Here is a 24,419-nt window from a genome sequence, read left to right on the forward strand (position 1 = left end):
TCGAAATGAGCGGCGCGCTACCTTTGCTGCCATGCGCGTTTACATCGGTTGCGACCACGCCGGATTCGAGCTCAAGAACCACCTCGTGCAGCACCTGCAGAACGCGGGCCACGACGTCACCGACCTGGGCGCTCACGTCTACGACAAGGACGACGACTACCCGCCGTTTTGCATCGCAGCCGCCGAGGCGGTCCGGGACGATGCCGGGAGCCTGGGCGTCGTCATCGGCGGGTCGGGCAACGGCGAGCAGATCGCAGCGAACAAGGTAGCCGGGATTCGCGCAGCACTCGCCTGGAGCACCGAGACCGCAGCGCTGGCCCGCGAGCACAACAACGCACAGGTGATCGGCATCGGGGCGCGGATGCACTCGCTGGAGGAGGCGGCCGAGATCGTCGATGTCTTCCTCGCCACCAAGTGGAGCGAGAACGAGCGTCACCAGCGCCGGATCGACCTGATCGCGGACTACGAGAGCAGGTAGCCGCATCGGCTTCCGAAGCCCGTCGTCTGGCTGGCCTGGCGGGCTAGCCAGACGGCGGCTTCCAGTTGCGGTGAACGACCTGCAGCGAGTCCTCGGCCTCGGCCAGATCGGCCTCGGTGGGCCGGTCGATGTCTCGCGCGCGCATCGCCTGATCGCGGCGTATCCGAGATGGCCCGCTGTCGACGAGGCCGCGGGCCGAGCGCTCGTCGACCGACTCGTAATCGTGCACGGAGCGGGCATCGTTCATCGCGAGAGTCCCGCTAGTCGAAGGACGGCGACTCGTCGCGGGAACGCTTCAGCTCGAAGAAGTGCGGGTACGACGAGAGCTTGACCGCACCGTCCCAGACGGTTCCGGCGTCCTCGCCGCGCGGGATGCGGGAGAGCACCGGTCCGAAGAAGGCGACCCCGTTGACGTGGATGGTCGGCGTACCGACATCGTCGCCGACCTTGTCCATGCCTTCGTGGTGCGAGCGGCGCAGCTCATCATCGAACTCCGTCGAACGAGCCGCCTTGGCCAGGCTGGTCGGCAGTCCGACCTCCTGCAGCGACTCGGTGATGACCTTGGCGAAGTCCTTGCGGCCCTCGTTGTGGATGCGGGTGCCCATCGCGGTGTAGAGCGGTCCCAGCACGGCATCGCCCTTCTCCCGGGCAGCGGCGATCAGTACCCGCACCGGGCCCCACGCCTTCTTCATCAGCGCCGCGTACGACCGGTCCAGGTCGCGCCCTTCGTTCAGCACGGAGAGACTCATGACGTGGAAGCTCACCTCGAGGTCGCGCACCTTCTCGGCCTCGAGGATCCACCGCGAGGTGATCCAGCACCAGGGGCAGGCCGGGTCGAACCAGAAGTCGACACGGTCGCGGTCTGCGCCGTCCTCGCCCGTCAGCTGGTCGGCAGCGGCGATGGCGGCATCGACCTCGCCCGGCCGCGGAGCGCCGAGCGCGTCTCCGTGCGGGCCTGTGGTCGTGCGATCGTCCTTTTTGGCCTTCTTGTCGGACTTCTTGCCGTCCTTCTTCTTCGTGTCCTTCTTGCCTGACTTGATCGCGGAATTCTTGTCGGACCTCTTCTTGGCCTTCTTGGCCTCGAGCTCCCCGGCCTTCGCCGCAGCGTCCTTCTTCTTGCCCACGGGCTGCTTCCTCGTCTCTGTCGGCATCCATGCGTTCATCGATCCTATGGCAGGATCGTTCCCGGTTGCCTGAAGATCACGGGCACGACGAACTTGCCGCCGGCACCACAGGTGCGCGGCACGCCAGCGACGCGAAGGACACCTCAGTGGCCCACCCGAACCTCACTCGCGACCAGGCGCGGCAGCGCTCGTCGGTCGTACGGACGACGTCGTACGACGTGCGCATCGACCTCACCGACGGCGCGGGACGGCCCAGCGACCGCACCTTCCGCTCGCGCGCGCTGATCCGCTTCGAGGCCACTCCAGGCGAATCGACGTTCGTCGATGTCGTCGCGGACCGGGTGCACGAGGTGGTGCTCAACGGCTCGAGCATCGACACCTCCGGCTACCGCGCCGAAGACGGCATCTCCCTCGGTGGTCTGGCGGCACGCAACGAGCTGGTGGTCGACGTCGACTGCCTCTACACCAACACCGGAGAAGGGCTGCACCGTTTCGTCGACCCGAGCGATCAGGCGGTTTACCTCTACTCGCAGTTCGAGACGGCGAACGCGAAGTTGATGTTCCCGTGCTTCGACCAACCCGATCTGAAGGCGACCTACACCTTCCACGTCACCGCACCCCGGGACTGGGAGGTCGTCTCGAACGGCACGCCGGAGCGGGTCACCGACAACGGCGATGGTTCCAAGACGGTCCATTTCGCGACCACGAAGCCGATGTCGACCTATATCACCGCGCTGATCGCGGGCCCCTTCCATCACGTGCACGACCGCCACGACGGCATCGACCTGGGAATCTACTGCCGGTCGTCGCTGGCGCGGTTCCTCGACGCGGACGAGATCTTCGAGGTGACCAAGCAGGGCTTCGACTTCTTCCAGGAGCTCTTCGACTTTCCCTACCCCTTCGGGAAGTACGACCAGCTGTTCGTTCCCGAGTTCAACTTCGGCGCGATGGAGAACGCGGGCGCCATCACGTTCCGTGACGACTACGTCTTCCAGTCGAAGGTCACTGAATACCGGCTCGAACGTCGCGCGGAGACGATCCTGCACGAGATGGCGCACATGTGGTTCGGCGATCTCGTCACGATGCGGTGGTGGGACGACCTGTGGCTCAACGAGTCCTTCGCCACCTATGCCTCAGTGCACTGCCAGGCGGAGGCGACGAAGTACACCAACGCCTGGACCACCTTCGCGAACGTCGAGAAGACGTGGGCCTATGACCAGGACACCAAGTCGACCACGCACCCGATCGCCGCGGACATGGTCGACGTGCAGGCCGTGGAGGTCAACTTCGACGGCATCACCTACGCCAAGGGCGCCTCAGTGCTCAAGCAGCTCGTGGCGTACGTCGGCCAGGATGCTTTCTTCGCCGCGTTGCGCGCATACTTCAAGAAGCATCAATACGCGAACACCGAGCTGCAGGACCTCTTCGACGAGCTGGAGCGGGCCAGCGGACGCGATCTGTCGTGGTGGGCGGCGCAGTGGCTGGAGACTTCCCAGGTCAACACCCTCCGCCCGGTCGTCGAAACCGACGAGAACGGCCTCATCACGTCGTTCGCCATCGAGCAGACCGCCGTCGCCGAGCACCCGACGCTGCGCACCCACCGGCTCGCCGTCGGCTGCTACGACCTGCAAGATGGCCGCCTGGTGCGCACCAACCGCATCGAACTCGATGTCGAAGGTGAGCGCACCGAGGTCAAGCAACTCGTCGGGACCATGCGCCCAGCGCTGTTCCTGGTCAATGACGACGACCTCGCCTACGCCAAGATACGCTTCGACGAGCAGTCGCTGACCTTCCTGCTGGAGCACATCGACAAGTTCGCCGAGTCGCTGCCCCGCGCACTCTGCTGGGGCGCGGCGTGGGACATGACTCGCGATGGCGAGATGCGGGCCCGCGACTACCTCGCGCTGTTCTTGACCGGGGTCGGCAGCGAGCAGACCATGAGCGTCATCCAGACCCTCTCGGCGCAGGCGCAGTCAGCGGTCTTCTCCTACAGTGCGCCGGACTGGATGCGCGAGGGTGCCGAGCAGCTGGCGGACTTCGCGTGGGCGCAGACCGAGCAGGCGGCGGCCGGCAGTGACGCCCAGGTGCACTGGTCGCGGGTGTTCGCCTCGTCCGCCGTGACCGACACCCAGCTCGACCGACTCGCGGCGATCGCCACAGGCTCGCAAAAGCTCGATGGTCTGGCGATGGATCTCGACACCAGGTGGGCCCTGCTCACGCCGTTGGTCGCGGCCGGGCGAGCCGGGGACGCCGAGATCGAGGCGGCGCTGGCGAAGGACCCCGGGGACGTGGCCCAGCGCCGCGCCGCCACCGCGCTCGCCGTCCGAGCGACTCCCGAGGCGAAGGCAGAGGCGTGGAGCTCCGCGGTCGAGAACGATGAGCTCACCAACTACATGCATGAGGCGACGGCGCTGGGGTTCTACTCGTGGCGCCAGTACGACCTGACCCGCGGCTACCGCGATCGCTACTTCGAGGCGCTCGATCACGTGTGGCAGAACCGCTCGTCGGCGATCGCCCAGCAGGTGACCGAGCTGATGTTCCCCCGGCTGATCGAGCAGGAGACCGTGGATGCGGCCGACCGATGGCTGTCTGCAGGCGGACATGCCGACCCCCAGGCGCGATTAGTCGCCGAGCAGCGCGACAGCATCATGCGGGCGCTGGCCTGCCGCCGCACGGACGCCGAGGGCAATCGCGGCTGAGGTCACACGAACGCTTGCTACGGCATCTACCGCTGGTCCTGCGCAATCGCCTCTCAGCAAAAATCAAGCATTGACGTAGAAGCCCCCGCGGTTAGGCCTGGTGCGGGCGGCCGGCCTGCTCGGACAGCAGCCGCAGCCCGTCGACCAGCCCACCGACCAGGTCGCCGCCCTGGAAGCTGGAGACCATCGAGGCAACCGCGAGGTTGCAGGCGCGGTCATCGAGCCGCTTGGCGGCGATCTCACCGACGCCGATCTCGACCGCCCGCTCGTTGGGCGAGACGGCGATCAGGCAGGTGTTACCGGCCTTGGCGCCGAAGCTGCGGTGTCGCTGCGCGACCGCGCCGCGACGGTCCGCGCCGAGGTTGCCGATGAACACCGAGAAGTTGATGTCGGACTCGTGAGAGCTCATCGTCAGCGCCTCGGAAAGACGATCGAGCTCTTTGAAGGTGAAGGGTCCGGAATTGCCGGTCGGCCCGAACGCGAGGGTGGGGTGCTCGGCGGGTGCAGTGGTGGCCATCTCAGTCTCTCCTCGCTACCAGGTACCGCTGGCGCCACCGACCATGGTGGCCGACGGAACGGGCTCGTGAGCGGTCTCGAGTGCGTGCTGCGGCAGGTGCGCGGCCACGCCCTCGCGGGGCTGTCCGACGAACCATAGCGGCTCACGCTCCCACGTGTCGCCGAGCTTGTAGGTGCCGGCCGAGGCGGTGTCGCGAGACATCAGGTAGGCGAGGCCGTAGGCGATCGCCATGACCAGCAGTGGTCCGCCGACGAACATCAAGATCACATGCGGGAGGCTCATGCCTAGAGAATCTAGCCGATTCTCACTCGTGCCATATCGGGGGTACGCGATCGCGCCACGGAAGTGCCTGCTCCAGTTGCGCGCCGAGCGCGAGCAGCGTGAGCTCGTCGGCCGGCCGACCCACCAGCATCATGCCGATCGGCAGGCCATCGCTGCTGTGGTGCAGCGGGAGGCTCACCGCGGGCTGTCCGGAGACGTTGTACGGGCTGGTGAAGGCCGAGTACTGCTTCTGCAGCTCGAAGTCCGCGGCAGGGTCGTCCCCGTACCAGTCGAGCGGCCTGGCGACGTCGGTGGTGACCGGGCAGAGCACGACGTCGTACGGCGCGAGTCGCTCCACGATCGAGCGCCCGACCTGGCCCATTGCCACCAGCGCGGCCATCGCCTCGGCGCCGGTGAATCGCATCCCCTGCTCGCGCAACCACCGAGTGAGCGGCTTGAGCCCGCGGGCCTGCTCGTCGTCGAACGGCAGCCCGGTCGCGCCGAGCGCCCAGACCTTCATGAACTCAGCGACACCGTCGACGCTGATCGGGGCATCGATGTCCTCGACGTCGTGGCCCAGCGACTCCAGCAGTGTGGAGGTCCGCTCCCAGGAGTCAGCGACGTCCGCGGCCACCACCGCGCCGGGCATCACTGGGTCGATGTACCGCCCGATCCGCAGCCGCCGCGGCGGTCGGCGTACGGCGTCCCGGAAGCTCTCCCCTGCCGGTAGCGGCGGCGCCCAGTACGGATCGGACCGACCCGGCCCGGCGGCGATGTCCAGGAACGCGGCCACGTCATCGACCGTGCGGGCGAGCGGGCCGATGACCGCCAGCCCGGCCGGGTCTACGTGAAGCGGGCCGTTGGTGATCCGCCCCCGCGACGGCTTCAGCCCGACGAGTCCGCACGCGGCCGCCGGGCTGCGCACGGAGCCACCGCCGTCGGAGCCCTGCGCCATCGGCAGCAGGCCCGCGGACACCGCGGCCGCCGCCCCGCCGGACGACCCGCTCGCGAGGCGGGTGAGGTCCCACGGGGTCCGGGAGGTCGGACCGACGTCGTTGATGGTCCAGCAGGGGAAGCCGAACTCCGGCGTCTGGGTCTTGCCGAGGCTGATCATGCCGCCGTCCAGGATCCGCTGCACGGCCTCGTCGGTGTACGGCGCTACGAAGTCCGCCATCAGCGCAGTCCCGGAGGTGGTGCGCACGCCTTCGAGGTTCGACAGATCCTTGATGCCGGTTGGCACGCCGTGCAGCAGCGGCAGGTCCGCGCCGCTCCGGAGGGCGCGCTCGGCCCTCCTGGCCTGCGCCCGAGCGGCGTCCGCGGTCACCGTGACGAACGCGCCCACGGTGTCGTTGTGCCGCTCGATGCGGTCTAGATAGTGCTCGACAAGCTCGACCGGGGATGCCTCACGCGCCGCGATCATCTGAGCCTGCTCGAGCGCGCTGAGATCGTGAAGGGCGGCCATGCTGCCAACCTACCCAACCGGCTGCGGTGGGTTTCACCACGCTATCGCCCGCTGCGGTGCTATTCGGACGTGAGCGAACGGCATCGCGCCACTAGTAGCGGGACCGGAAGACCTTGCGGGGCCTGCCGGACCGCCCACCTCCGTGCTCGTCGCTGTCGACCGCGCCGCTGCGCTCGAGCTCGTTGAGAACCTGCACGAGACGCGATCTGGTCCACCCGGTGGCGGCCTGCAGGCCTGGATCCGACGCGCTTGAGGGGCCCCGCTCGACCAGCTCCGCGAGCAGCATGGCCGCAGGGCGCGACAGCCCCCGCGCCACCTCGGCGCGCCGATACACGTCGCGCTGGAGGTCGTCCGGATCGACTCCCTCCAGCACGACCCGGCGCGCGGCCCGGATCAGGGCCCGCGGATTGCCCCCAGCCGACTCGACCGCGACCCGCAACGCGTGCCCGTTCAGCTCATCCTTCGTCGTCCGGCGGCGCAGCAGGCTCGCGGCCTGTACGTCGGTCAGCGGCTCGAGGTCGACGACGACATCGAAGAAGTCGCCGGCCGGCGTCGCCAGGAGGTCCGCGCGCTGCTGCTCGTGGCAGGTCACCACCCACCGCACGGGGACCTGCCACATCTCGTCGCGATGCGTGCCGAAGGCGTCCTGCAGGAGCGCCAGTGGCGAATTGTCGACCAGCACGACCACGCCGTCCGGTGCTTCGCCGTAGCGGGCGAACCGCGCGTAGGTCGAGCCACCGCCGACGACGGCCATGGCCGGGACCAGCTCGGCGAGCGACTCCTGCAGCAGCTCGTCGGTGGTCTGCAAGGCCGCCGCGTTCACGAATCGCGGGTGCACCTGTCCCTCGCGGGGCAGCCTGCGCAACAGCTGGTGCAGCACCGTGGTGGCGCCTGCCCCGGGCGCACCCGTGAGCAGCACGTTCAGCCCGCCGCGGACGGCGTCCCCTACCACCGTCAACTCGGCGGTGCGCTCGACCACCAGGGCGCGGTCGGCCGAGGTCGACAGCAACGGGCGGTTCGACAGCGAGGGCACTCCCTCACTTTATTTACTGTAAGTTTCGTTAGTCAACCTTGTCGCGATCCTGCCGACCATCGGCCGCCACCCCTACACTCGGCGGTGATGTTCAACGAGCTACCCCGAGAAGCCCAGCAGACCTTCGCCGAAGCCAACGAGTGGCTGGTCGTCGGCGGCCGCATCACGCTGATCATCGTGATCACGGTCGTCATCCGGTTCCTGCTGCACCGCGCCATCCGACGGCTCACCCAGCGCTCGATCGACGGCAAGGACCCGGTGATGCTCATACCGGTTCGCGGCCGCGCCCGCAGCGTCATCGCGGCCGCGGCTGGACTGAACGACGAGCGGCGGCGCCAGCGTGGCGAGACGATCCGCAGCGTGCTCAAGAGCGTGGTCTCGATCGTGGTGTTCAGCGTCGCCACCGTTCTGATCCTCGGCGAGCTCGGCATCAACCTCGCACCGATCGTTGCGAGCGCCGGCATCGTCGGCGTCGCCCTCGGCTTCGGAGCCCAGAACCTCGTCAAGGACTATCTCAACGGGATCGCCATCATCCTCGAGGACCAGTACGGCGTCGGTGACACCGTCGACCTGGGCGAGGCGATCGGCACGGTCGAGGCAGTCGGGCTGCGCACTACCCGCCTGCGGGACGTCGAGGGCGTGGTCTGGTACGTCCGCAACGGCGAGATCCTACGGGTGGCCAACCAGAGCCAGGGCACCGCGAGCGTCATCGTCGACATGCCGGTCGCGCACGGCACCGATCTGGAGCTGGCGCGATCTGAGATGCGCCGGGTTCTCGACGCGATGGCCACCTCTGACGACGAGCAGGATTCCTTCCTGGACGATCCGCAGGTGCTGGGCGTACAGGCCGTCAACGCCGTCGGCATCACCCTCCGCGCCGTCCTCACCGTCACCCCGCTCGATCGCTATCGCGTCGGCCGCGACGCCAAGCAGCGGATCAGCGAGGCGTTCACGGCGGCCGGCATCCAGGCTCCGGCGGTATCCTTCCCAGGGACGGGCAACGGCAGCCAGTAGGAGGATCGTGACCACCAGAGCGAGGCGACACGGGTCGTTCTACGAGGAGATCGGCGGGCACGAGACCTTCGCGCGGCTGGTACGCCGGTTCTACGAGAACGTCGCGGCGGACGCCGAGCTGCGCGCGATGTATCCAGAGGAGGACCTCGGTCCGGCCGAGGATCGGCTGCGGATGTTCCTCGAGCAGTACTGGGGCGGCCCGGGCACCTACTCCGAGCAGCGTGGTCACCCGCGCCTGCGGATGCGCCACCAGCCGTTCGTGATCCGCACGCATGAACGCGACCTGTGGCTGAAGCACATGCGCGATGCGGTCGACTCCATCGAGCTGTCCCCCGAGCACGATGCCCAACTGTGGGGCTATCTCACGATGGCGGCGAACAGCCTCGTCAACAGCGCCGATTCGGACCCCGCCGCGACACGCTGAACGCACCCAGCGCGGCGGCGGCGTAATCCGCGCCACAGTCCCGGACTCTGTTCAGTCACGGCCCAGTCACGGTTGCGATCCATCAGGGGGACACCTACGGTCCGGTAACTACAACTCGGTCACACTTGGACCAATCATGACGCCGGCGAAGGACTACCTCACTCCCGAGGGTTCGAAGACGATCCTCCCATCAAGTGTCTCCAGCAGAGGGGCTTGGTGGGTCTTGGTGTGCCTGCTTCCGGCCGTGGTGATCATGCTGTTCATCCCCTGGTCCTCCGCCTCTGAGGTGCCGCCGGCCGACGTTCGTCCCGAGCTGGTCTGGTCCAGCGTCGCTACCGTGATCCTCGGCGCGCTCGCGCTGGCCTTCCCGCATCGCTGGATGAGCTATGTCGCCTTCATCCCGACGATCGGAGCGCTGACCGCCATCGGCCCGGTTCTCATGCCTGAATCGGGCAGCTATCCCTGGCCGGTGAAGGTCGTGGTCCTGTCGCTGGCGGTGATCGGAATCGCCTGGGTCGTCTCGGCCTTCAGCTTCCCAGCCCGCGAACAGCAGACTCGATGGATCATCGCTCCGGTCGCCGCCGCGCTCACCTTCGCCACCATCTGGTTGCCGTGGGTCGTGGTCTCCGGAATCGGCGAGGAGTCGGGGCAGATGGCGGCCTTCCAGCTGTTCTTCGCGACGTCCGCCACCGGCGCCCCCGGGGTCACGCTGTTCCGGCTCATGATCCTGATCATCATGGCGGTCGGCGTGGGCATCGCCGTCCTCCCGCTGGCGACCCGGCGCGCCAGCGCCACCCGGCTGGCGATGACCTTGACCATCGGCGCAGCGTTCGCGCTGGTCATGCTGTGCTTGGTGATGTCCTTGCGCGGGGACGCCGTACGGCCGGCGGACACCCCGATCGGGCTGCGGGTCGCGCTCGCCGGGTTCACCCTGATCGCCCTGGTGTGGAACTCCCGGCTGAAGGCGGTGGAGAATCTTACGCCGGACGGCGCCCCGTACCCCCGGCGGGTCGACGACAGCGGGTACATCCCGGTGATCATGACCGGGCGCGGAGAGCAGGGAGAGCAACCGCCCCGGCCGCACGCCACCCCGCAGTTCATCGCCCCCGAGCCGTCGAACGGGTCGAGCTCGTCCGGCGACTCCTGGCGCCAGACCGGCTGACGGCCGGACTGTTCAGGCGCTCAGCTCAGTCCGAGCAGGTCAATGGAGGCCGGACGGCGGAAGGCCGCGCCCAGCCGCGTCGCCGCGACGATCCAACGGCCGTTGGTGGCCACCCGGATCGTGTCGTTCTCTCCGCCGGCCTCGGAGAGGAACCCCAGCCGGCTCATCGCCACCAGCATCCGCATCGGGATCTCGACCGGCTCGACGCTGTCGCGGTCGACCATGGCGATGGTCTGCGAGAGCATCGCGTCCCCGGCCGCCGCGATCTGCGTGTCGTCCAGGGCCTTCAGCTGAGAGCCCGCCAAGTCGAGGGTCTGCAGGATCTCGGTCGCGGGGAGGTCCTCCCGGTGGGTCCAGTCGGTGGACGGCGGCAGGGACGCGCGCCAGGCGGCGTCCATCGCCTCGGGCAGGTCTACCACCTCGGACGACGACACCGACCGGTCGACGGCGTCCGCGAGAGCCTTGGCCGAGACGGTGACGTCGTCGGCCCCTTCGAGGTTGGCGCCGAAGTCGCGGCGTACCAGGACGCCAACGGCGAGCGCCCACGCCGTGGTGCGGTCGCGTTCGTTCTTCAGGCGGATCAGACCGTCCGGGGCAAGTCGCGCGACGCGCGAGCTGAACGTGAGCAGGTCGGTGCGCGCCGCGTGCGAGGCCGGCGCGAGCGTGCTCATGTGCGTCCTCCAGGTGGCTCGAAGGCCAGCAGGTACTCACGCTCAGCGTCCGTGAACCGGCGTGGCCGGCCGGTCTCGAAGTTGATCGGCGCGAGCTTGGTGGTGGCCGTGACGGCGAGCTCGGGCTGCTCCCCCGCATCATTCCACAGCTCATACGACGTCACGTAGTACGCCGACCTGACCTCCTGCACCCACAGCAGGGCGCGCAGCGGAACCGGCGAGAAGGGCACCTGGCGGCGGTAGCGGATCTGGTGCTCGACCACGACGATGCCAGTCATCAGCATCTCCGCGCCGGTCCGATCCTCCGTGCGCGACTCGAAGGCGTTGACGCGGGCCTGTTCGAGGTAGCTGACGAAGGTGGCGTTGTTGACGTGCCCGTAGGCATCCATGTCGCCCCACCGCAGCGGGATCTGCGTCTGGAAGACCACTACCGTTCCTCGGCGGCGAACGACTCGATCCACTCGCGCTGCTGGTCGGTCCACGGCGTCGAGGACTGCGCCTCGTAGTCGAAGTTGACCAGTACGCAGACGACGGTGCACGCGGGCGTGGTGTCGTTCTCCCCCCACAGCTCCTCGCGGATCCGGGCCGAGGTGCGCCCCACCGACAGCGCCGAGCACTTCATGACCATGTGCTTGCCCGGCTCACCCTCGGTGAGGACTTGCCGGTGGTACTCGATCTCCTGGCGAGCCAGAATGAGCCCGCCGCTGGGCACCCGACCCTCGCGTCCGGGCAGGTGCTCGAACCACTCGATGCGGGCGTCCTCGGCGTAGGTGGCGAACTTGCCGTTGTTGATATGGCCCTGACGGTCGGCGTCCGACCAGCGCAGATGGACGTCGTAGTCGTAAGTCTTGCCCATCGCCTAGCCCCGGGTGAGCTTGCGATAGGTCGCGCGGTGCGGGCGGGCGGCCTCGGGTCCGAGCCGCTCGATCTTGTTCTTCTCGTAGGCGTCGAAGTTGCCCTCGAACCAGAACCACTGCGAGTCACCCTCGTAGGCGAGGATGTGGGTCGCGATTCGGTCCAGGAACCACCGGTCGTGAGAGGTGACCACGACGCAGCCGGGGAAGTCCAGCAGCGCATTCTCAAGGCTGGAGAGGGTCTCGACGTCCAGGTCGTTCGTCGGCTCGTCGAGCAGGATCAGGTTGCCGCCCTGCTTGAGGGTGAGCGCGAGGTTGAGGCGGTTGCGCTCGCCACCGGACAACACACCCGAGGGCTTCTGCTGGTCGGGGCCCTTGAAGCCGAACGCCGAGATGTAGGCGCGCGAGGGCATCTCGACCTGCCCGACCTGGATGTGGTCCAGTCCGTCGGAGACGACCTCCCAGACGTTCTTCTTCGGGTCCAGACCGGCGCGGCTCTGATCGACGTACGACAGCTTGACGGTCTCGCCGAGCTTGATCGAGCCGGAGTCGGGCTGCTCCGCGCCGACGATCATCTTGAACAGGGTCGTCTTGCCGGTGCCGTTCGGGCCGATCACGCCGACGATGCCGTTGCGCGGCAGGGTGAAGGACAGGTCATCGATGAGGATCCGGTCGTCGAAGCCCTTGGTGAGGTGGTTGGCCTCGACCACGACCGCACCGAGGCGCGGGCCCGGCGGGATCTGGATCTCCTCGAAGTCGAGCTTGCGGGTCTTCTCCGCCTCCGCCGCCATCTCCTCGTAGCGGGCGAGGCGAGCCTTGCTCTTGGCCTGCCGGCCCTTGGCGTTCGAGCGCACCCACTCGAGCTCCTCGGCGAGGCGCTTCTGGCGCTTGGCGTCCTTCTGGCCCTCGACCTTCAGGCGGGCCTGCTTTTTCTCGAGGTAGGTCGAGTAGTTGCCTTCGTAGGCGTGCGCGCGGCCGCGGTCGAGCTCGAGGATCCACTGCGCCACGTTGTCGAGGAAGTAGCGATCGTGGGTCACGGCGACGACGGTGCCGGCGTACTTCTCGAGGTGCTGCTCGAGCCAGTGCACCGACTCCGCGTCCAGGTGGTTGGTGGGCTCGTCGAGCAGCAGGAGGTCGGGGGCTTCCAGCAGCAGCTTGCACAGCGCGACGCGGCGCTTCTCGCCGCCGGACAGGTGCGAGATCTCCTCGTCGCCGGGCGGGCAGCGCAGCGCGTCCATGGCCTGCTCGATGGTCGAGTCGAGCTCCCAGCCACCGCCGTGCTCGATCTTCTCCATGAGCTTGCCCTGCTCCTCCATGAGGACGTCGAAGTCGGCGTCCGGCTCGCCCATGGCGGCCGAGACCTCCTCGAACTTCGCGAGGGTGTCGCGCATGTCCTGCACCGCGAGGTCGATGTTCTCGCGGACGGTCAGGTTCTCATCCAGGTGCGGTTCCTGGGCGAGCATCCCGACGGTGTAGCCGGGGCTGAGGAAGGCATCGCCGTTGGAGGGCTTGTCGACCCCGGCCATGATCTTCAGCACCGACGACTTGCCGGCGCCGTTCGGGCCGACGACGCCGATCTTGGCGCCCGGGTAGAAGGCGAGGGTGACGTCGTCCAGGATGACCTTGTCTCCGTGCGCCTTGCGCGCCTTGCGCATGGTGTAGATGTACTGCGCCACGATCGAAGCCTCTTTCGTTGCTGTGGTGGAGTGCGCTGCCTCAGTGGCCGATTCTCTCCCAGCGGGGTCGGGCCGCTGACGGCAGGCACGCCTGTGGAGCCCGCCGATCGGACGCCGGCGGGATGTCGGGCAGGTGCTAGGCGATGAAGTAGATCAGCGCGACGACGACCGCCACCAAGACGATCACCGCGAGCGCGATGTACAGATTGCGCTTGTTGTCGGGGTTGACCGGCGGCAGGTCGGAGGGCTGGACCGAGCCTCGGACCTGTGGGTCGTCCATGATCTGCGCGGCGGTGGGGTCATGGTCCTCGGGCACGACGGCCTCGAGAACCTGGTCGTCGTCCGTCGTGGTGCGGCGCTCGGATGCAGCGCTCTGGATCGTGTCGTCGTCCGGCCCGGCGGCGAAGGCCTGGAACTGCGCGGTGCTGCCGAGTTCGGCGTCCTCGACATCGGCGGTGGCCGGGCGCGGCGTCGGTTGCGCGCTGCGCACCGGCGGGGGTTCGGAGAACTGGATCTCGCGGTCGTCGGGCATTACGTCGAGCGCCGGGCGGGCGCCGTCCGGGTCGGCCGCCGCGCGGTCGCGTGCCTCGTCGGGGTCGTCGTTCTCGCGCACGAAGGCCTGGAACTGGGCAGTGCTGCCATACTCCGCCTCGGGGATCTCGGCGCCCGGCGGACGAACCTGGCCGCCGGCGTTGGGGTCGTTGGGCTGCGAGGGCGCAGTCATCCATCCTCCTGCGTCTGGGAGTAGATCTTGGCCCAGGGTACTCGGTAACCATCAGCCGCTCGACGTGGTACGCGACGACGCTGCGCAGTGCCCCACTTCAGTTACCCGCCGGTAGATGTCCCGAATGCGGCGATTGCGGCGCATTCGGGGACAGCTACCCGTCGGTAGCTCTCCAGTAGCGCGGCTCACTTCCGCGAACGGAAAGGCAAGCAGGCGCTTGCGCTTTCTCGACCTCTCAGGCAATATGCAAGTTGTAACTTGCGTATTGGAGATATTCGTGAGCGACGACGCACTCTTCAAGGCGTTATCCGACGAGACTCGGAGGTTGATCCTTGACGAGCTGCAGCGACGCGAGGGTCAACCACTCTTCGAGATCTGCTCGCGTCTTACCGCCCATCACGGCATCACCATGAGCCGCCAGGCGATCTCGCAGCATCTTCAGGTGCTGGAAGACGCAGGGCTGGTTCATACGAGCCGACATGGGCGCACCAAGGTGCACGTGTTCACCCCGGGGCCCCTACGGTCCATCGTCACTCGATGGCCGATCCCACCAACCGAACAGGAGAAATGATGCCGCACATCATCGTCACGTCCGTCCTCGTGGACGACCAGGACAAGGCACTCGCGTTCTACCGCGACACGCTCGGGTTCATCCCGAAAACCGACATCCCAATGGGTGAGTACCGGTGGCTTACCGTCGTCGGGACAGACGACAACAGCACAGAGCTTCTGCTCGAACCCGATCAGCATCCTGCCGCCAAGACGTACAAGCAAGCCCTGATCGAAGATGGGATCCCGCTGACGAGCTTCGCGGTCGATGACATCGACGCGGAGCATCATCGCCTGACCGGGCTCGGCGTGCGCGTGGTGTCCCCGCCGACCGACATGGGGCCCGTGCGAGTCATGACGATCGATGACACGTGCGGCAACCTCATCCAGCTGTCGTCGAAGACGGCGTGACACGCAGCCGCGGAGAGCGGCTCAGTTCTCCGCGGCCGCTACGCATTGCCGAGCGCCTACGGGCGCCACTGCCCGGCGGCTTCACGGCGGGCGCCGCGGGCATCGCGTAGATCAGCCACCCAACGACTGCACGGCGAAGGGCGTCGCCGGCGTTCCAACCACCGAGAGCGCAACGAGAACCCCGTACAGTGTGATGAACCGCGTCATCTCGCAGAACGGGTCGGCGTCTTTATCACGCTCGGCGACGGGCGACGATGACGAGGTTCCACAGCGCGACCTCGCGGACGACGGGCACCTTCACCAACCACCACGCCCAGCGCGGGTGATACCGGGGCAGCTCAGCGAGCACCTCGATGTCGGGATGGTTGCGGGCCCACCGCAGCGCCTGGCCCACGCGATAACCGAACAGGCCGACACCGTAGTCGTTCTTGGGCCGCTTGCCGTGCTTGCGGGCGTACCGGTTCGCGGCGTACCGCCCGCCGAGGAAGTGCCACGGCGCGGTCTCGTGACCGCCCCATGGTGAGAACCACGGCGTGAACGACAGGAACACGGTGCCGCCGGGCCGCGTCACCCGGACCATCTCGTCAGCCATCAACCAGGGGTTGGGCACATGCTCGAGCACATTGCTGCTGTAGCTGACATCCACGCTCTGGTCCGCGAACGGCAGCGCCTCAGCCGACCCGCGCAGCGCGTAGGTATCGGGCGTCATGTCGGTGGGTGCGTCGAGGTCGATGCCGACGTACCTCGCGCTGCGATCCCGGAAGGCGCTGGCGAAGTATCCCGGACCGCCGCCGATGTCGAGCAGCGTGGCGCCGTCCAGGTCGGCGTACGCCGCCACCTGCTCGGCCGAGTCGATCGCGAGCGCTGAGTAGAACAGATCCGGATCGCTCTGCTCCTTGAGGAACAGCCGGAACAGACGCACCGAGCGCCCGAGGGTCGGAGCCCACGGGCGCTCGGTGCGAGGTGCGCTGGCAGTCACCGTCCGGCGTACGCGGCGGGCGGCTGGTACTCGTACTCGCGGTCCTGTTCATCGTCCCGACGCCGCTTGCTGCGCAGGATGAGACCGGCCGCGATCAGGCACAGCCCGATCAGGCCGGCTCCGATTGGAGCCCACAGCTGGACGATGTTCAGCAGCCCGAGCGAGTCCTTGGCCTTGGCGACGTTGCTGTTGACGTTGTCCTCGGTGAAATCGAGCTGGACGTCAGCCGCGGTATCCCCGTTCTCGAACTTCTGCACCTGGTGCTGGGCGCCCTTGATCACCATGCCGGTGGTGGGCTCGACCCAGTACTCGATGGTGTTCTGGATGGTGCCGGGGAAGATGCCCTTGATCTTGGTGTCGGCCTCAGGGAACTCGGCCTTGAAGTGCAGGACGTCGACGCCCTTGATCGTCTCCTTGCCTTGATACTCCGCCTTGACCGCGCCCCCACTGTCACCGTCGTTCATCTCGTAGTTGCCGTCGGCGGTCACGTCGAACGGGAACTTGTAGGTGAGTCCCTGGTGGTCGGGGTAGTCGGTCCCCTCGCAGTCGGTCGGCTCGTTGTTCACGTTCTCGAAGTACTTCTTCTCGTTGACCGCCGTGGCCTCATACCGCTTGGTGGCGACCCGGTCACAGGAGAAGGACAGGATGTCGGGGTCGTTCATGAAGTCGCACTCGTCCGGCGCGCCGGACTTGGGCTCCTTGCGCACGCACAGCGTCGCCTGGAAGACCGCGACGTCGCTGTCGGACGCCTTCGTGTCGATCGACACCAGGCGAGTGGCTTGGATGTTGTCGTACTCGACGAGCTCTCCGGCGTCCGCGTCGAAGATCTTTCCCTTGCCCTCGGCGATGGACGTCGTAGTGGCGGGGTCGAGCGGCGTCTTCTTGACCATGCCGAGCACCATCGTGGGCAGCAGGATCGCGAGCGCAAGAAGTAGCACGCCGAGTCCGATCAGGATCGGGGCGAGGATGCCGGGCTTGCGCCTCTGGCCGTCAGCTGCGTGCTGGGGCTCGTTGTCGGTGAAAGCGGGCACAGGGGCTCCAGTTCGTACGGCGGGACTTGGTCCGCGCAGGTTCAGGCGTGGGCGCTCAGTTCGCGCCGTACTGGGAGATCTCGTTTCGGGGGGCGTCGCCCTGCGAGCCGGTGGCGGCGGAGGCGATACCGAACGCGGCCAGCAGCGCAGCCGCGATGCCGATGACGGCGGCGATCAGCGTCGAACGGGCTCCGTTTGTGTTGGACATGACGATCCTTCGTGTCGGTGATGTGATGCGCATCTCGTGACGTACGAGACATAGTAGGTTACTCGCCAGTAGTCTCGGGAGACCTTTTGCGGGTTTTTTCCCGCGATCTGCTGAACTGACTGACGAACGCACCGACGAGAAGGAGCGCGTAGAGCCCGTGTGCACCCACCGCCGCGACCGCGCGCACTGCCCGCGCCTCGTCCGCCCCGGACTCGCTGATGCGCACCAGAATCAGCTGATCACCGCGGTGTACGGCGGTGCCGGGCAGCTCGAGCGAGGCGCCCGGGGTGTCCTGCTCGATGAGCACCAGGCTGACGCCGAGCCCGACGAGTGCGGCGACCGGATCGTCGTCGTCGAGGGCCGCAAACGCCGCCCGCGCACGCCCGCTCTCCCCCGCCACCGGCGTGTCGCCCACGATCAGGGTGTCGTCGGCGATCACTACCCCCGGGAGCATCCGCGGCGCGGGATCGATCGCCGGTCGTTCGTCCATCCAGCCGAAGTTGCGGTAGCTGCCTGGGGGAAGGACCAGGGTCACATCGCCGGGCCGGACGGCTGCGCGGACGTCGTCCCATTCCTCGCTGTACCCGACCGGCCGGAGGGTGGGCCCGAGCACCACCGTTGCATCCGGCAGCAGCGCCAGGGGCACCGTGATCGCCGCCAGCGCCGCGAAGCCGGTCGCCGGCGGTCGCAGCGATCGAGCCAGCCGATCCACCGCGGTCGCGGCGACGACCACGACCAGCAGCACCCATGGCGCGATCCATTTCTGGCTGTCCCGCAGCAGCCCGGCACCGGGCAGCGCCCGGCTCGCCCACTCCATCAGGTCCTGGCCGAGCGGCAGAACCGGCAGCAGCGCGAGCAGGACGCCGCCGAGGCCCACCACGACCAGCGGACGGCGCAGCGTGCCCAGCATCCGCGACAGCCCGCTCCAGCCGGCTATCAGGACGCCGACGACCAGCAGCAGCCATCCCCAGCCGAGCGGGCCACTCTGCGAGGGGACGGCGGTCTGCGAGTTCCAGATCCCGCCGCCTGTCATGAGGGTCAGCAGCACCGGTCCCGGCCGTTCGGAACGCGCCTGGAACACCTCGACCCCCACGGGATCAGCAGACAGGCTGGCGCCGCTGGCGATCGCGGCCACTACCCACGGCGCCTGAGCGACCAGCGCCAGCGCGACGGCGATCGTCTTGCGCAGAACCCGCCCGTTGCCGAGCGCCGCGGCGATGAGCACCACGCCAGCGGCGAGCAGCCCGCCGGTGGGCGTCAGCGACGCGATCCAGATCGCCGCCAGCAGCCAGCTCACCGACCCACCGTCGAGGAACCGGCGTACGCCGATCAGCAGCCACGCCAGGGCGCCGTACGCCGCGACGACCGGCCATTGCCCGATGGCCAGCCTCTCCACCACGAAGGGGTTGACCAGGGCGAGCGAGATCGCAGCCAGCCGGCCCGGCAGGACAGCGCGTGCCACCAGGGCCCGGGCGCCGCTCGCAACGAGTACAACGGTGCCGATCAGGGCGAGTCGGCCGGTCGGCTGCGAGCCGAAGATCGCCGTGGCCACGCCCACGACCGAGTCGAGCGGCACCGCGCGCGGCGACCCGTCGGCCAGACCCAGCGCCGCCAGGTCGAGCTTCGGGTACGGCGTGAAGACCATGTCCCGACCGAGCAGGTCACCGGGCCGAAGTGCAGGCCACAGCAGGTAGCTCGCGATGAGCGCCACGGCCCCGATCTCCACCGGATGCCAACGCGGCGACGCGCGGCGTCTGAGGGACGTGGCGGGCATCAGCACAATCTAGCCGTAGCCGGCACGGCGGGCGCCCGATGACCTCTACCGCCACCCTCCCGAGTAAGCGCAGACGAACGCCGGGTGCAGCAGAGGCGCGCAGATCCCGGCAGCGGTTCGCGCTCCTCCTCGGCTGCGCGCTGCTGACCTTCCTGGTCTTCAGCCAGTCACCGGGCCTTGCCACCACCGACACGAAGCTCGATCTGGTGGTGAGCCCGTGGGAGTTCCTGCAACGCGGCGCCGTCTTCTGGAACCCCCTGGTGGACGGCGGTGTGGTGCAGAACCAGGCCTACGGCTATCTGTTCCCGATGGGGCCGACCTTCGGCGCGATGTTCTCGCTCGGCATCCCCGCCTGGGCGGCGCAGCGGCTGTGGGAATCGATACTGGTGTGCGGCGCTTTCCTGGCGACCACCCGGCTGGCCCGCGAGCTGCGGGTACGCGGATTCGTTCCGCAGATTGCCGCCGGTCTCGTCTACGCCCTGTCGCCGCGCGTCATCAGCGAGCTGACGTCGATCTCGTCCGAGCTCATGCCGATGGTGGCGCTGCCGCTGATGATGATCCCGCTCGTGCGCGCAAGCCGCAGTGGCTCTCCCCGGCACGGCGCCGTCCTGGCGGGAGCGGCGTTCGCGCTAGCCGGCGGCGTGAACGCCGCCGCCTCGCTGGCGATCCTTCCCGTCCCGGCGCTCTGGCTGCTGACCCGCCGCCGATCGAAGCGGCGCGGGATCCTGACTCGCTGGTTCGCGCTTGCCGTCGCCCTGGCCTCGGCGTGGTGGGCAGTCCCTCTGCTCGTGCTGGGCCGCTACAGCCCGCCGTTCCTCGACTGGATCGAGGGGGCGAGCACCACCAGCGCTCCGCTCAGCGCCTTCAACATCGCGCGCGGCTCCACGCAGTGGGTGTCCTACCTCGGGCCCGGCACCTGGCCGGGTGGATGGACGATCGCGACCGCTCCCGCGGTCATCGCCGCGACCGTGGCGGTCTTGGGCCTCGGGCTCTGGGGGCTCTCCCAGCGGTCCGCACTGCACCGCCGTTACCTGCTGATCGTCCTGGCCGTGGGCATGCTCGTCATGTCCTTGGGGTTCGTCAGCACCTGGGGCCCCGCGTGGGCGAGCTGGACGCAGTCACTTCTCGACGGCCCGCTCGCTCCGTTCCGGAACATCCACAAGTTCGACCCGCTCGTCCGGCTGCCGGTCGCGATCGGCGTGGGGTACGCCGTCCGCCGACTGTACGCCGGCGTCGGGCTCCGGGGCGGCCGGACGCCGCGGCTGAGCCGCCGCGCCCAGCGAGTCACCACCTTCGTGCTGCTGTGCCTGGCCGCGGCGTACGCCGCCCCCATGGTCACCGGGTCGTCGGCCGCATCGCCTCGCGCGTCGGCCACGACCACCTGGTGGGCACAGACCGGGCAGTGGCTGGATGAGAACGCCGACGGCGCGCGCGCCCTCGTCGTCCCCGGCAGCCCGTCACCTACCTATCTGTGGGGGCGCACCGGGGATGAGCCCCTCCAGCCGGCGACCAGCTCGCCGTGGACGACGCGCAGCGGCATTCCGCTGACCCCCGCCGGCTACATCCGGTTCCTGGACCTCGTCGAACACCAGCTCGCCGCCGGGACCGTGAACCCGCACCTCGCAGCGGCGCTCTCGAACGCCGGCGTCGGGTACGTGGTCCTGCGCAACGACCTTGACTCGTACGCGTCGTCGGCCACACCGCGGGAGGTCGTGCGGGCGACCTTGGCGTCCTCCCCCGGGTTCGAGCTGACCACCACGTTCGGCCCGGACACCACCTTCGAGCGCGACGACAACGATCTGATGGACGGCGGGATGACCCAGCCCCGGCCGGCTGTCGAGATCTGGACCGTCACCCCACAGCCCACACCCGCGCGCCTGGTGCCGGCCGATCAGGTCGTGACGGCCAACGGCAGCAGCGACAATCTCTCGCCGCAGCTGGCCAACTTGATCGGTCCGCAGCCGACCGTCGTCTTCGGCCCCACCGACAGCCTGCCCGCCACCGGACCCAGTCTCCTCACCGACGGCATCCGCAAGCAGCAGGCATTCTTCGGCAGCTCGTTCACCAAGTCGAAGACGCTAAACGTCGGCTCGGGCTACCTCGGAACCCGTGCCGCCTACGACTACTTGCCACCGGACGCCCCGTTGTCGGGGTTCCGGATCGCCGGCATCAAGGACGTGTACGCCACGTCGTCGGGCGACAGCATCTACGCAGCGGCCAACTCCAGCCCGCTCAACGGCCCCTGGTCCGCGCTGGACGGGTCACCGGTGACCGCGTGGTACTCGGCCTCGGCGTTGGGAGCGATCGGGGAGGCGCTGCGGGTCGACTTCGACGGCACCTGGTCCGGTTCGGGCTTCACCATGAAGTTCCCACCGGACCTGCTGGCGTACCCCACCGCACTTAACATCACCACGGACGCCGGGACGACTCGCGTCTCCGTGCAGCCCAACGACGAGTCGCAGTTCGTGGCGATCGACGTCCCCGAGACCTCCTTCCTGACCGTCCAGGCCGCCGTCCTGGACCGAGCGGACGCCGTGGGAACCTACTTCGCGATCAGCGACCTGAAGTTCTCCGCCGTCCTGCCCCAGCGCTACCTCGTCATCCCCGGTGAGCACGCAGCCAGCCACGTCCACTTCGAGCGCTCCCCCGGTGCGCGCCCCGAGTGCCGCACCGTCGAGGAGCACACCTACTGCGACTCGGCGGCGACGCTGCTCAGCGAGGAACACTACGAGTTCGCGCGCGAGTTCAGCCTTGTCGAAGGTGGCTCGATCGAGTTCGCGGTCACCGCACTGCTCCAGCGCGGCCCAGCCCTCAACCAGCTGCTGGCCGGCGGAAGCGCCCCAGCTGTCACGACCTCCGGCACGATCAGCGCGGACCCGCGAGTGCAGGGCGGCGGTGCGCTGGACGACGACCCGAGCACGTACTGGCAGACCGAGCCCGGTGACGCCCGACCCTGGCTGCAGGTCGACTACGCCGAGCCGGTCACCACCGACGGGCTCGAGATCACGGTCGACGAGTCCGACCCGCTGCCCCAGCCGAGGACCGTGCGGGTGACCGCAGGCGAGTTCATCTGGACCGGCACCCTTCCCGAAGACGGCGAGGTCGAGTTCGGACAGCAGATCACGACGTCCTCGATTCGGGTGCAGATCCGCAGTGCGGAGCTGCGCACGAGCACGAGCTCGTTCGATCTGCGCAGCGGCATCCTCCCCGCCGGCATCTCCCAGCTATCGGTCAACGGAGCCCCGGCCCCCGCGGCTAGCGAGTCCGTCGTCATCCCTTGCGGCTACGGACCGGCCGTCAGCATCAACGGGACCGTGCTGCAGACCGAGATCACGGCCGACCGAGCGGATGTCCTCGCCGGGCTCCCGGTCACGGCCACGGCGTGCGGGGAGGGCTCGCCCAGCCTGCGGGCGGGCACGAACCAGGTGGTCGTGAGCGGCACGGCGGTGGCTACCCCGGTGAGCATCGACATGCATCCGCCGGGTGCCCCGCTCGGCCCGGTCGACGATACCGACGCGGCGGGGTCGGCGCAGATCCAGTCCTGGGACGCGACGCATCGGATGGTGCAGGTCGACGCCACGGCCGACAGCCTGCTGGTCATCCCGGAGAACGCCAATCCCGGTTGGCGCGCGACGGTCGATGGTCGGGTTCTCGCAGCCACCACGGTGAACGGCTGGCAGCAGGCGTACGTCGTCCCGGCCGGCACGACCGGGGTGGTCGAGCTGGTCTTCGAGCCGGCCGGGACCGTGCGCGCCGGTCTCGTGGGCGGCGGGCTGCTGCTGCTCGTGCTCGGCGGCCTGTGCCTGATCCCGTTCCGCCGCGATGCGGCGCTGCCGCCCGCGGAGGAGCTCGCCTGGGGCCGGCTGGGCCGCATCGGCGGTGCGGCCGGCCTCGTATTGCTCGGCTATCAGCTCGTGGGCCTGCTCGGGCTGATCGCCGGGATCGGGCTGATCTGGGGCGTGCCTCGGCTACGCCATTGGCTCAGCAGACCGGTCGCGCAGTTACTGCCCGGCCTGCTCCTGCTGGCGGCGACGGCGTACGTGCTGATCCCGGACCGCGACGGCATCCTCGAACGAGACCGCGAGATGCTGCCGGCGCTGCTGACCTACGGCGCAGTCGTGACCTGCTGCGTACTGGCGGTGGCGGCCTGGCGGCGTCCGGACAGATAGCGAAGCGCCGGACGCTCGATGAGGAACCACGACGCGGACGAGACAACGATGGTCAGTCCGAGCGTCACCGCGAACAGCAGCAGGAATCCACCCTGGAACAGCCCCGATCCGGTGAGCCACTCTGCGGCCAGGATCAGCGGGACATGCCAGAGGTAGGTCGAGTACGAGATGTCGCCGAGGAACTTGCCCACGCGTCCGCAGAGCACCCGATCGGCCCCCTTGTGCTCGGCGAGCACAAGCGGCAGCAGGAAGAAGAAGGCCGCCAGCCCGTACAGCAGGTTCTCCCAGACGACCTGCGACAGCCGAGCGGGTGAGAGGTCGTAGGGCTTGCCGAAGGGCAAGGTGGACAGCAGGAACAGCGCCACCGCCATGCCCCAGCACAGCCCCAGCGACCCGGCCCAGGCCAGCAGCGTCCGGCCCGCACGCCACCGGCTCACCCACGCTTTGCCGGCGACCGACAGCGCAGCGAGCAGCATGCCGCCGCCGAACCACGAGAAGTACGCGAACACCCAGCTCGGCGCCTGCGGGTGGCTGATGACGCCCACCGACCACACGACCAGGAACACGTAGGAGGACAGGATGAGCAGACCGATCCCGATCACCTGCCGGGCGAAGCTGCGTGAGCCCCGGCCGCGCCGTCCGACCAGCAGCAGTCCCAGCAGCGGCAGCAGCAGGTAGAAGGAGACCTCGGTGCTCAGTGACCACAGGTGCGTCATCTCGGCCCGGTTGTCCAGGCCGTTGAACATGTGGCTCAGGGTCAGGAAGCTCAGGTACTCCTGCCAGGTCCCCCTCGGCTTCTCCACCCAGGTCAGCATCACGATGATGAACACCCACAGCGGCGGGATGATGCGGGCCGCGCGGCGCCGCAGGTACCGGCCGACATGCGGGCGTCGCTTACCGTTGGCCACCGCCGCGAACGGGCGGTAGAGCAGGAAGCCCGACAGCACGAAGAACAGCGCGACCCCGAAGGTGAAGCGCGCGGTGATGTGCGACCAGAAGGTCCCCTCCAGGGACTGCCCGGACCGGAACGCACAGTGGGTGGCGACGACCATGATGGCTCCCACGGCACGGGCACCGTCCAGCGCAGGAAAGAACGACCGCGCGTCCGGGTCGGCCGCGAGGACGCCAGCCGACTGCTCCATCGCCACATCGGCGGCGTCACGACTCGGGATGGTGCGCGACTCGAGAGCCGTCATGGG

The 24,419-nt window shown here is 68.5% G+C and carries 24 protein-coding genes; 8 read left to right on the forward strand and 16 right to left on the reverse strand.

Features of this window, described 5'->3' with window-relative positions; all coding sequences use genetic code 11:
• Nucleotides 1-31 precede the first annotated feature (31 nt).
• On the forward strand, nucleotides 32-478 hold the full coding sequence (locus tag DAA40_RS03800; RefSeq protein ID WP_106848357.1) for a ribose-5-phosphate isomerase: 447 nt from the start codon (nucleotides 32-34) through the stop codon (nucleotides 476-478).
• A gap of 43 nt (nucleotides 479-521) precedes the next feature.
• Here the strand turns inward: DAA40_RS03800 and DAA40_RS03805 are convergent, their stop codons facing one another.
• Both DAA40_RS03805 and DAA40_RS03810 read right to left on the reverse strand, forming a co-directional pair.
• A complete protein-coding gene (locus DAA40_RS03805; RefSeq protein ID WP_106848358.1) occupies nucleotides 522-725 on the reverse strand; it encodes a hypothetical protein in 204 nt (67 codons plus the stop codon).
• Nucleotides 726-738: 13 nt separating this feature from the next.
• A complete protein-coding gene (locus DAA40_RS03810; protein WP_304529197.1) occupies nucleotides 739-1,602 on the reverse strand; it encodes a DsbA family protein in 864 nt (287 codons plus the stop codon).
• A 65-nt stretch (nucleotides 1,603-1,667) separates the two neighbouring features.
• On the opposite strand from DAA40_RS03810, the gene pepN reads away from it, so the two are divergent.
• Nucleotides 1,668-4,301: an aminopeptidase N gene (pepN, locus tag DAA40_RS03815; RefSeq protein WP_234356227.1), complete on the forward strand. Its 2,634-nt coding sequence runs from the start codon at nucleotides 1,668-1,670 to the stop codon at nucleotides 4,299-4,301.
• A 91-nt stretch (nucleotides 4,302-4,392) separates the two neighbouring features.
• Here the strand turns inward: pepN and DAA40_RS03820 are convergent, their stop codons facing one another.
• The 4 genes from DAA40_RS03820 to DAA40_RS03835 form a co-directional block, all read right to left on the reverse strand.
• Complete coding sequence (locus DAA40_RS03820; protein WP_106848360.1) at nucleotides 4,393-4,818, reverse strand: DUF5130 family protein; 426 nt, start codon at nucleotides 4,816-4,818, stop codon at nucleotides 4,393-4,395.
• Nucleotides 4,819-4,833: 15 nt separating this feature from the next.
• On the reverse strand, nucleotides 4,834-5,100 hold the full coding sequence (locus DAA40_RS03825; protein WP_106848361.1) for a hypothetical protein: 267 nt from the start codon (nucleotides 5,098-5,100) through the stop codon (nucleotides 4,834-4,836).
• 22 nt (nucleotides 5,101-5,122) lie between these two features.
• Nucleotides 5,123-6,541: an amidase gene (locus tag DAA40_RS03830; RefSeq protein ID WP_106848362.1), complete on the reverse strand. Its 1,419-nt coding sequence runs from the start codon at nucleotides 6,539-6,541 to the stop codon at nucleotides 5,123-5,125.
• A gap of 91 nt (nucleotides 6,542-6,632) precedes the next feature.
• Nucleotides 6,633-7,574, reverse strand: coding sequence for a hypothetical protein (locus DAA40_RS03835; protein ID WP_106848363.1), 942 nt, complete (start codon nucleotides 7,572-7,574; stop codon nucleotides 6,633-6,635).
• Between the two features lie 87 nt (nucleotides 7,575-7,661).
• Between DAA40_RS03835 and DAA40_RS03840 the strand changes: the two genes are divergently transcribed.
• From DAA40_RS03840 to DAA40_RS03850, 3 genes are all read left to right on the forward strand, one after another.
• On the forward strand, nucleotides 7,662-8,588 hold the full coding sequence (locus tag DAA40_RS03840) for a mechanosensitive ion channel family protein (protein ID WP_106848364.1): 927 nt from the start codon (nucleotides 7,662-7,664) through the stop codon (nucleotides 8,586-8,588).
• Nucleotides 8,589-8,595: 7 nt separating this feature from the next.
• Entirely contained in the window at nucleotides 8,596-9,012 is a 417-nt protein-coding gene (locus DAA40_RS03845; protein ID WP_106848365.1) for a globin, read from the forward strand.
• A 136-nt stretch (nucleotides 9,013-9,148) separates the two neighbouring features.
• Complete coding sequence (locus tag DAA40_RS03850) at nucleotides 9,149-10,174, forward strand: hypothetical protein (RefSeq protein WP_158716216.1); 1,026 nt, start codon at nucleotides 9,149-9,151, stop codon at nucleotides 10,172-10,174.
• A 20-nt stretch (nucleotides 10,175-10,194) separates the two neighbouring features.
• On the opposite strand, the gene DAA40_RS03855 is transcribed toward DAA40_RS03850, so the two are convergent.
• From DAA40_RS03855 to DAA40_RS03875, 5 genes are all read right to left on the reverse strand, one after another.
• The gene (locus DAA40_RS03855) at nucleotides 10,195-10,845 is read right to left on the reverse strand and encodes a hypothetical protein (protein ID WP_106848367.1); all 651 of its coding nucleotides are present in this window, start codon (nucleotides 10,843-10,845) and stop codon (nucleotides 10,195-10,197) included.
• Complete coding sequence (locus DAA40_RS03860; RefSeq protein WP_106848368.1) at nucleotides 10,842-11,273, reverse strand: thioesterase family protein; 432 nt, start codon at nucleotides 11,271-11,273, stop codon at nucleotides 10,842-10,844. The genes DAA40_RS03855 and DAA40_RS03860 overlap by 4 nt, the downstream gene beginning before the upstream one ends.
• The gene (locus DAA40_RS03865) at nucleotides 11,273-11,701 is read right to left on the reverse strand and encodes a thioesterase family protein (protein WP_106848369.1); all 429 of its coding nucleotides are present in this window, start codon (nucleotides 11,699-11,701) and stop codon (nucleotides 11,273-11,275) included. Before DAA40_RS03865 ends, DAA40_RS03860 begins: the two co-directional genes overlap by 1 nt.
• Before the next feature lie 3 nt (nucleotides 11,702-11,704).
• On the reverse strand, nucleotides 11,705-13,375 hold the full coding sequence (ettA, locus tag DAA40_RS03870; RefSeq protein ID WP_106848370.1) for an energy-dependent translational throttle protein EttA: 1,671 nt from the start codon (nucleotides 13,373-13,375) through the stop codon (nucleotides 11,705-11,707).
• Between the two features lie 136 nt (nucleotides 13,376-13,511).
• The gene (locus tag DAA40_RS03875; protein ID WP_106848371.1) at nucleotides 13,512-14,099 is read right to left on the reverse strand and encodes a hypothetical protein; all 588 of its coding nucleotides are present in this window, start codon (nucleotides 14,097-14,099) and stop codon (nucleotides 13,512-13,514) included.
• Nucleotides 14,100-14,376: 277 nt separating this feature from the next.
• Here DAA40_RS03875 and DAA40_RS03880 point away from each other — a divergent pair, with 277 nt between their 5' ends.
• A complete protein-coding gene (locus tag DAA40_RS03880) occupies nucleotides 14,377-14,670 on the forward strand; it encodes a helix-turn-helix transcriptional regulator (protein WP_234356228.1) in 294 nt (97 codons plus the stop codon).
• Entirely contained in the window at nucleotides 14,670-15,059 is a 390-nt protein-coding gene (locus DAA40_RS03885) for a VOC family protein (RefSeq protein ID WP_106848373.1), read from the forward strand. Before DAA40_RS03880 ends, DAA40_RS03885 begins: the two co-directional genes overlap by 1 nt.
• A gap of 232 nt (nucleotides 15,060-15,291) precedes the next feature.
• Here the strand turns inward: DAA40_RS03885 and DAA40_RS03890 are convergent, their stop codons facing one another.
• From DAA40_RS03890 to DAA40_RS03900, 4 genes are read right to left on the reverse strand one after another with little or no spacing between them, the layout of a single operon-like run.
• Nucleotides 15,292-15,981 carry a class I SAM-dependent methyltransferase gene (locus DAA40_RS03890; RefSeq protein ID WP_106849249.1) on the reverse strand — a complete coding sequence of 230 codons (690 nt, stop codon included), beginning with the start codon at nucleotides 15,979-15,981 and terminating at the stop codon, nucleotides 15,292-15,294.
• A 53-nt stretch (nucleotides 15,982-16,034) separates the two neighbouring features.
• On the reverse strand, nucleotides 16,035-17,069 hold the full coding sequence (locus DAA40_RS03895; RefSeq protein WP_158716217.1) for a DUF3068 domain-containing protein: 1,035 nt from the start codon (nucleotides 17,067-17,069) through the stop codon (nucleotides 16,035-16,037).
• 55 nt (nucleotides 17,070-17,124) lie between these two features.
• Nucleotides 17,125-17,277, reverse strand: a complete 153-nt coding sequence (locus DAA40_RS16070) for a hypothetical protein (protein WP_158716218.1) — start codon at nucleotides 17,275-17,277, stop codon at nucleotides 17,125-17,127.
• Nucleotides 17,278-17,335: 58 nt separating this feature from the next.
• Nucleotides 17,336-19,051 (reverse strand): hypothetical protein, encoded by a 1,716-nt coding sequence (locus DAA40_RS03900; protein ID WP_158716219.1) that lies wholly within the window; start codon nucleotides 19,049-19,051, stop codon nucleotides 17,336-17,338.
• A 38-nt stretch (nucleotides 19,052-19,089) separates the two neighbouring features.
• Here DAA40_RS03900 and DAA40_RS03905 point away from each other — a divergent pair, with 38 nt between their 5' ends.
• Nucleotides 19,090-23,220: an alpha-(1->3)-arabinofuranosyltransferase family protein gene (locus DAA40_RS03905; protein ID WP_106848376.1), complete on the forward strand. Its 4,131-nt coding sequence runs from the start codon at nucleotides 19,090-19,092 to the stop codon at nucleotides 23,218-23,220.
• Here DAA40_RS03905 and DAA40_RS03910 read toward each other — a convergent pair.
• A complete protein-coding gene (locus tag DAA40_RS03910; protein ID WP_106848377.1) occupies nucleotides 23,157-24,416 on the reverse strand; it encodes an acyltransferase in 1,260 nt (419 codons plus the stop codon). The two genes, DAA40_RS03905 and DAA40_RS03910, sit on opposite strands and share 64 nt — an antisense overlap.
• Between the last annotated feature and the right edge of the window lie 3 nt (nucleotides 24,417-24,419).

This window comes from Blastococcus sp. Marseille-P5729, assembly GCF_900292035.1.
Lineage (GTDB): Bacteria > Actinomycetota > Actinomycetes > Mycobacteriales > Antricoccaceae > Cumulibacter.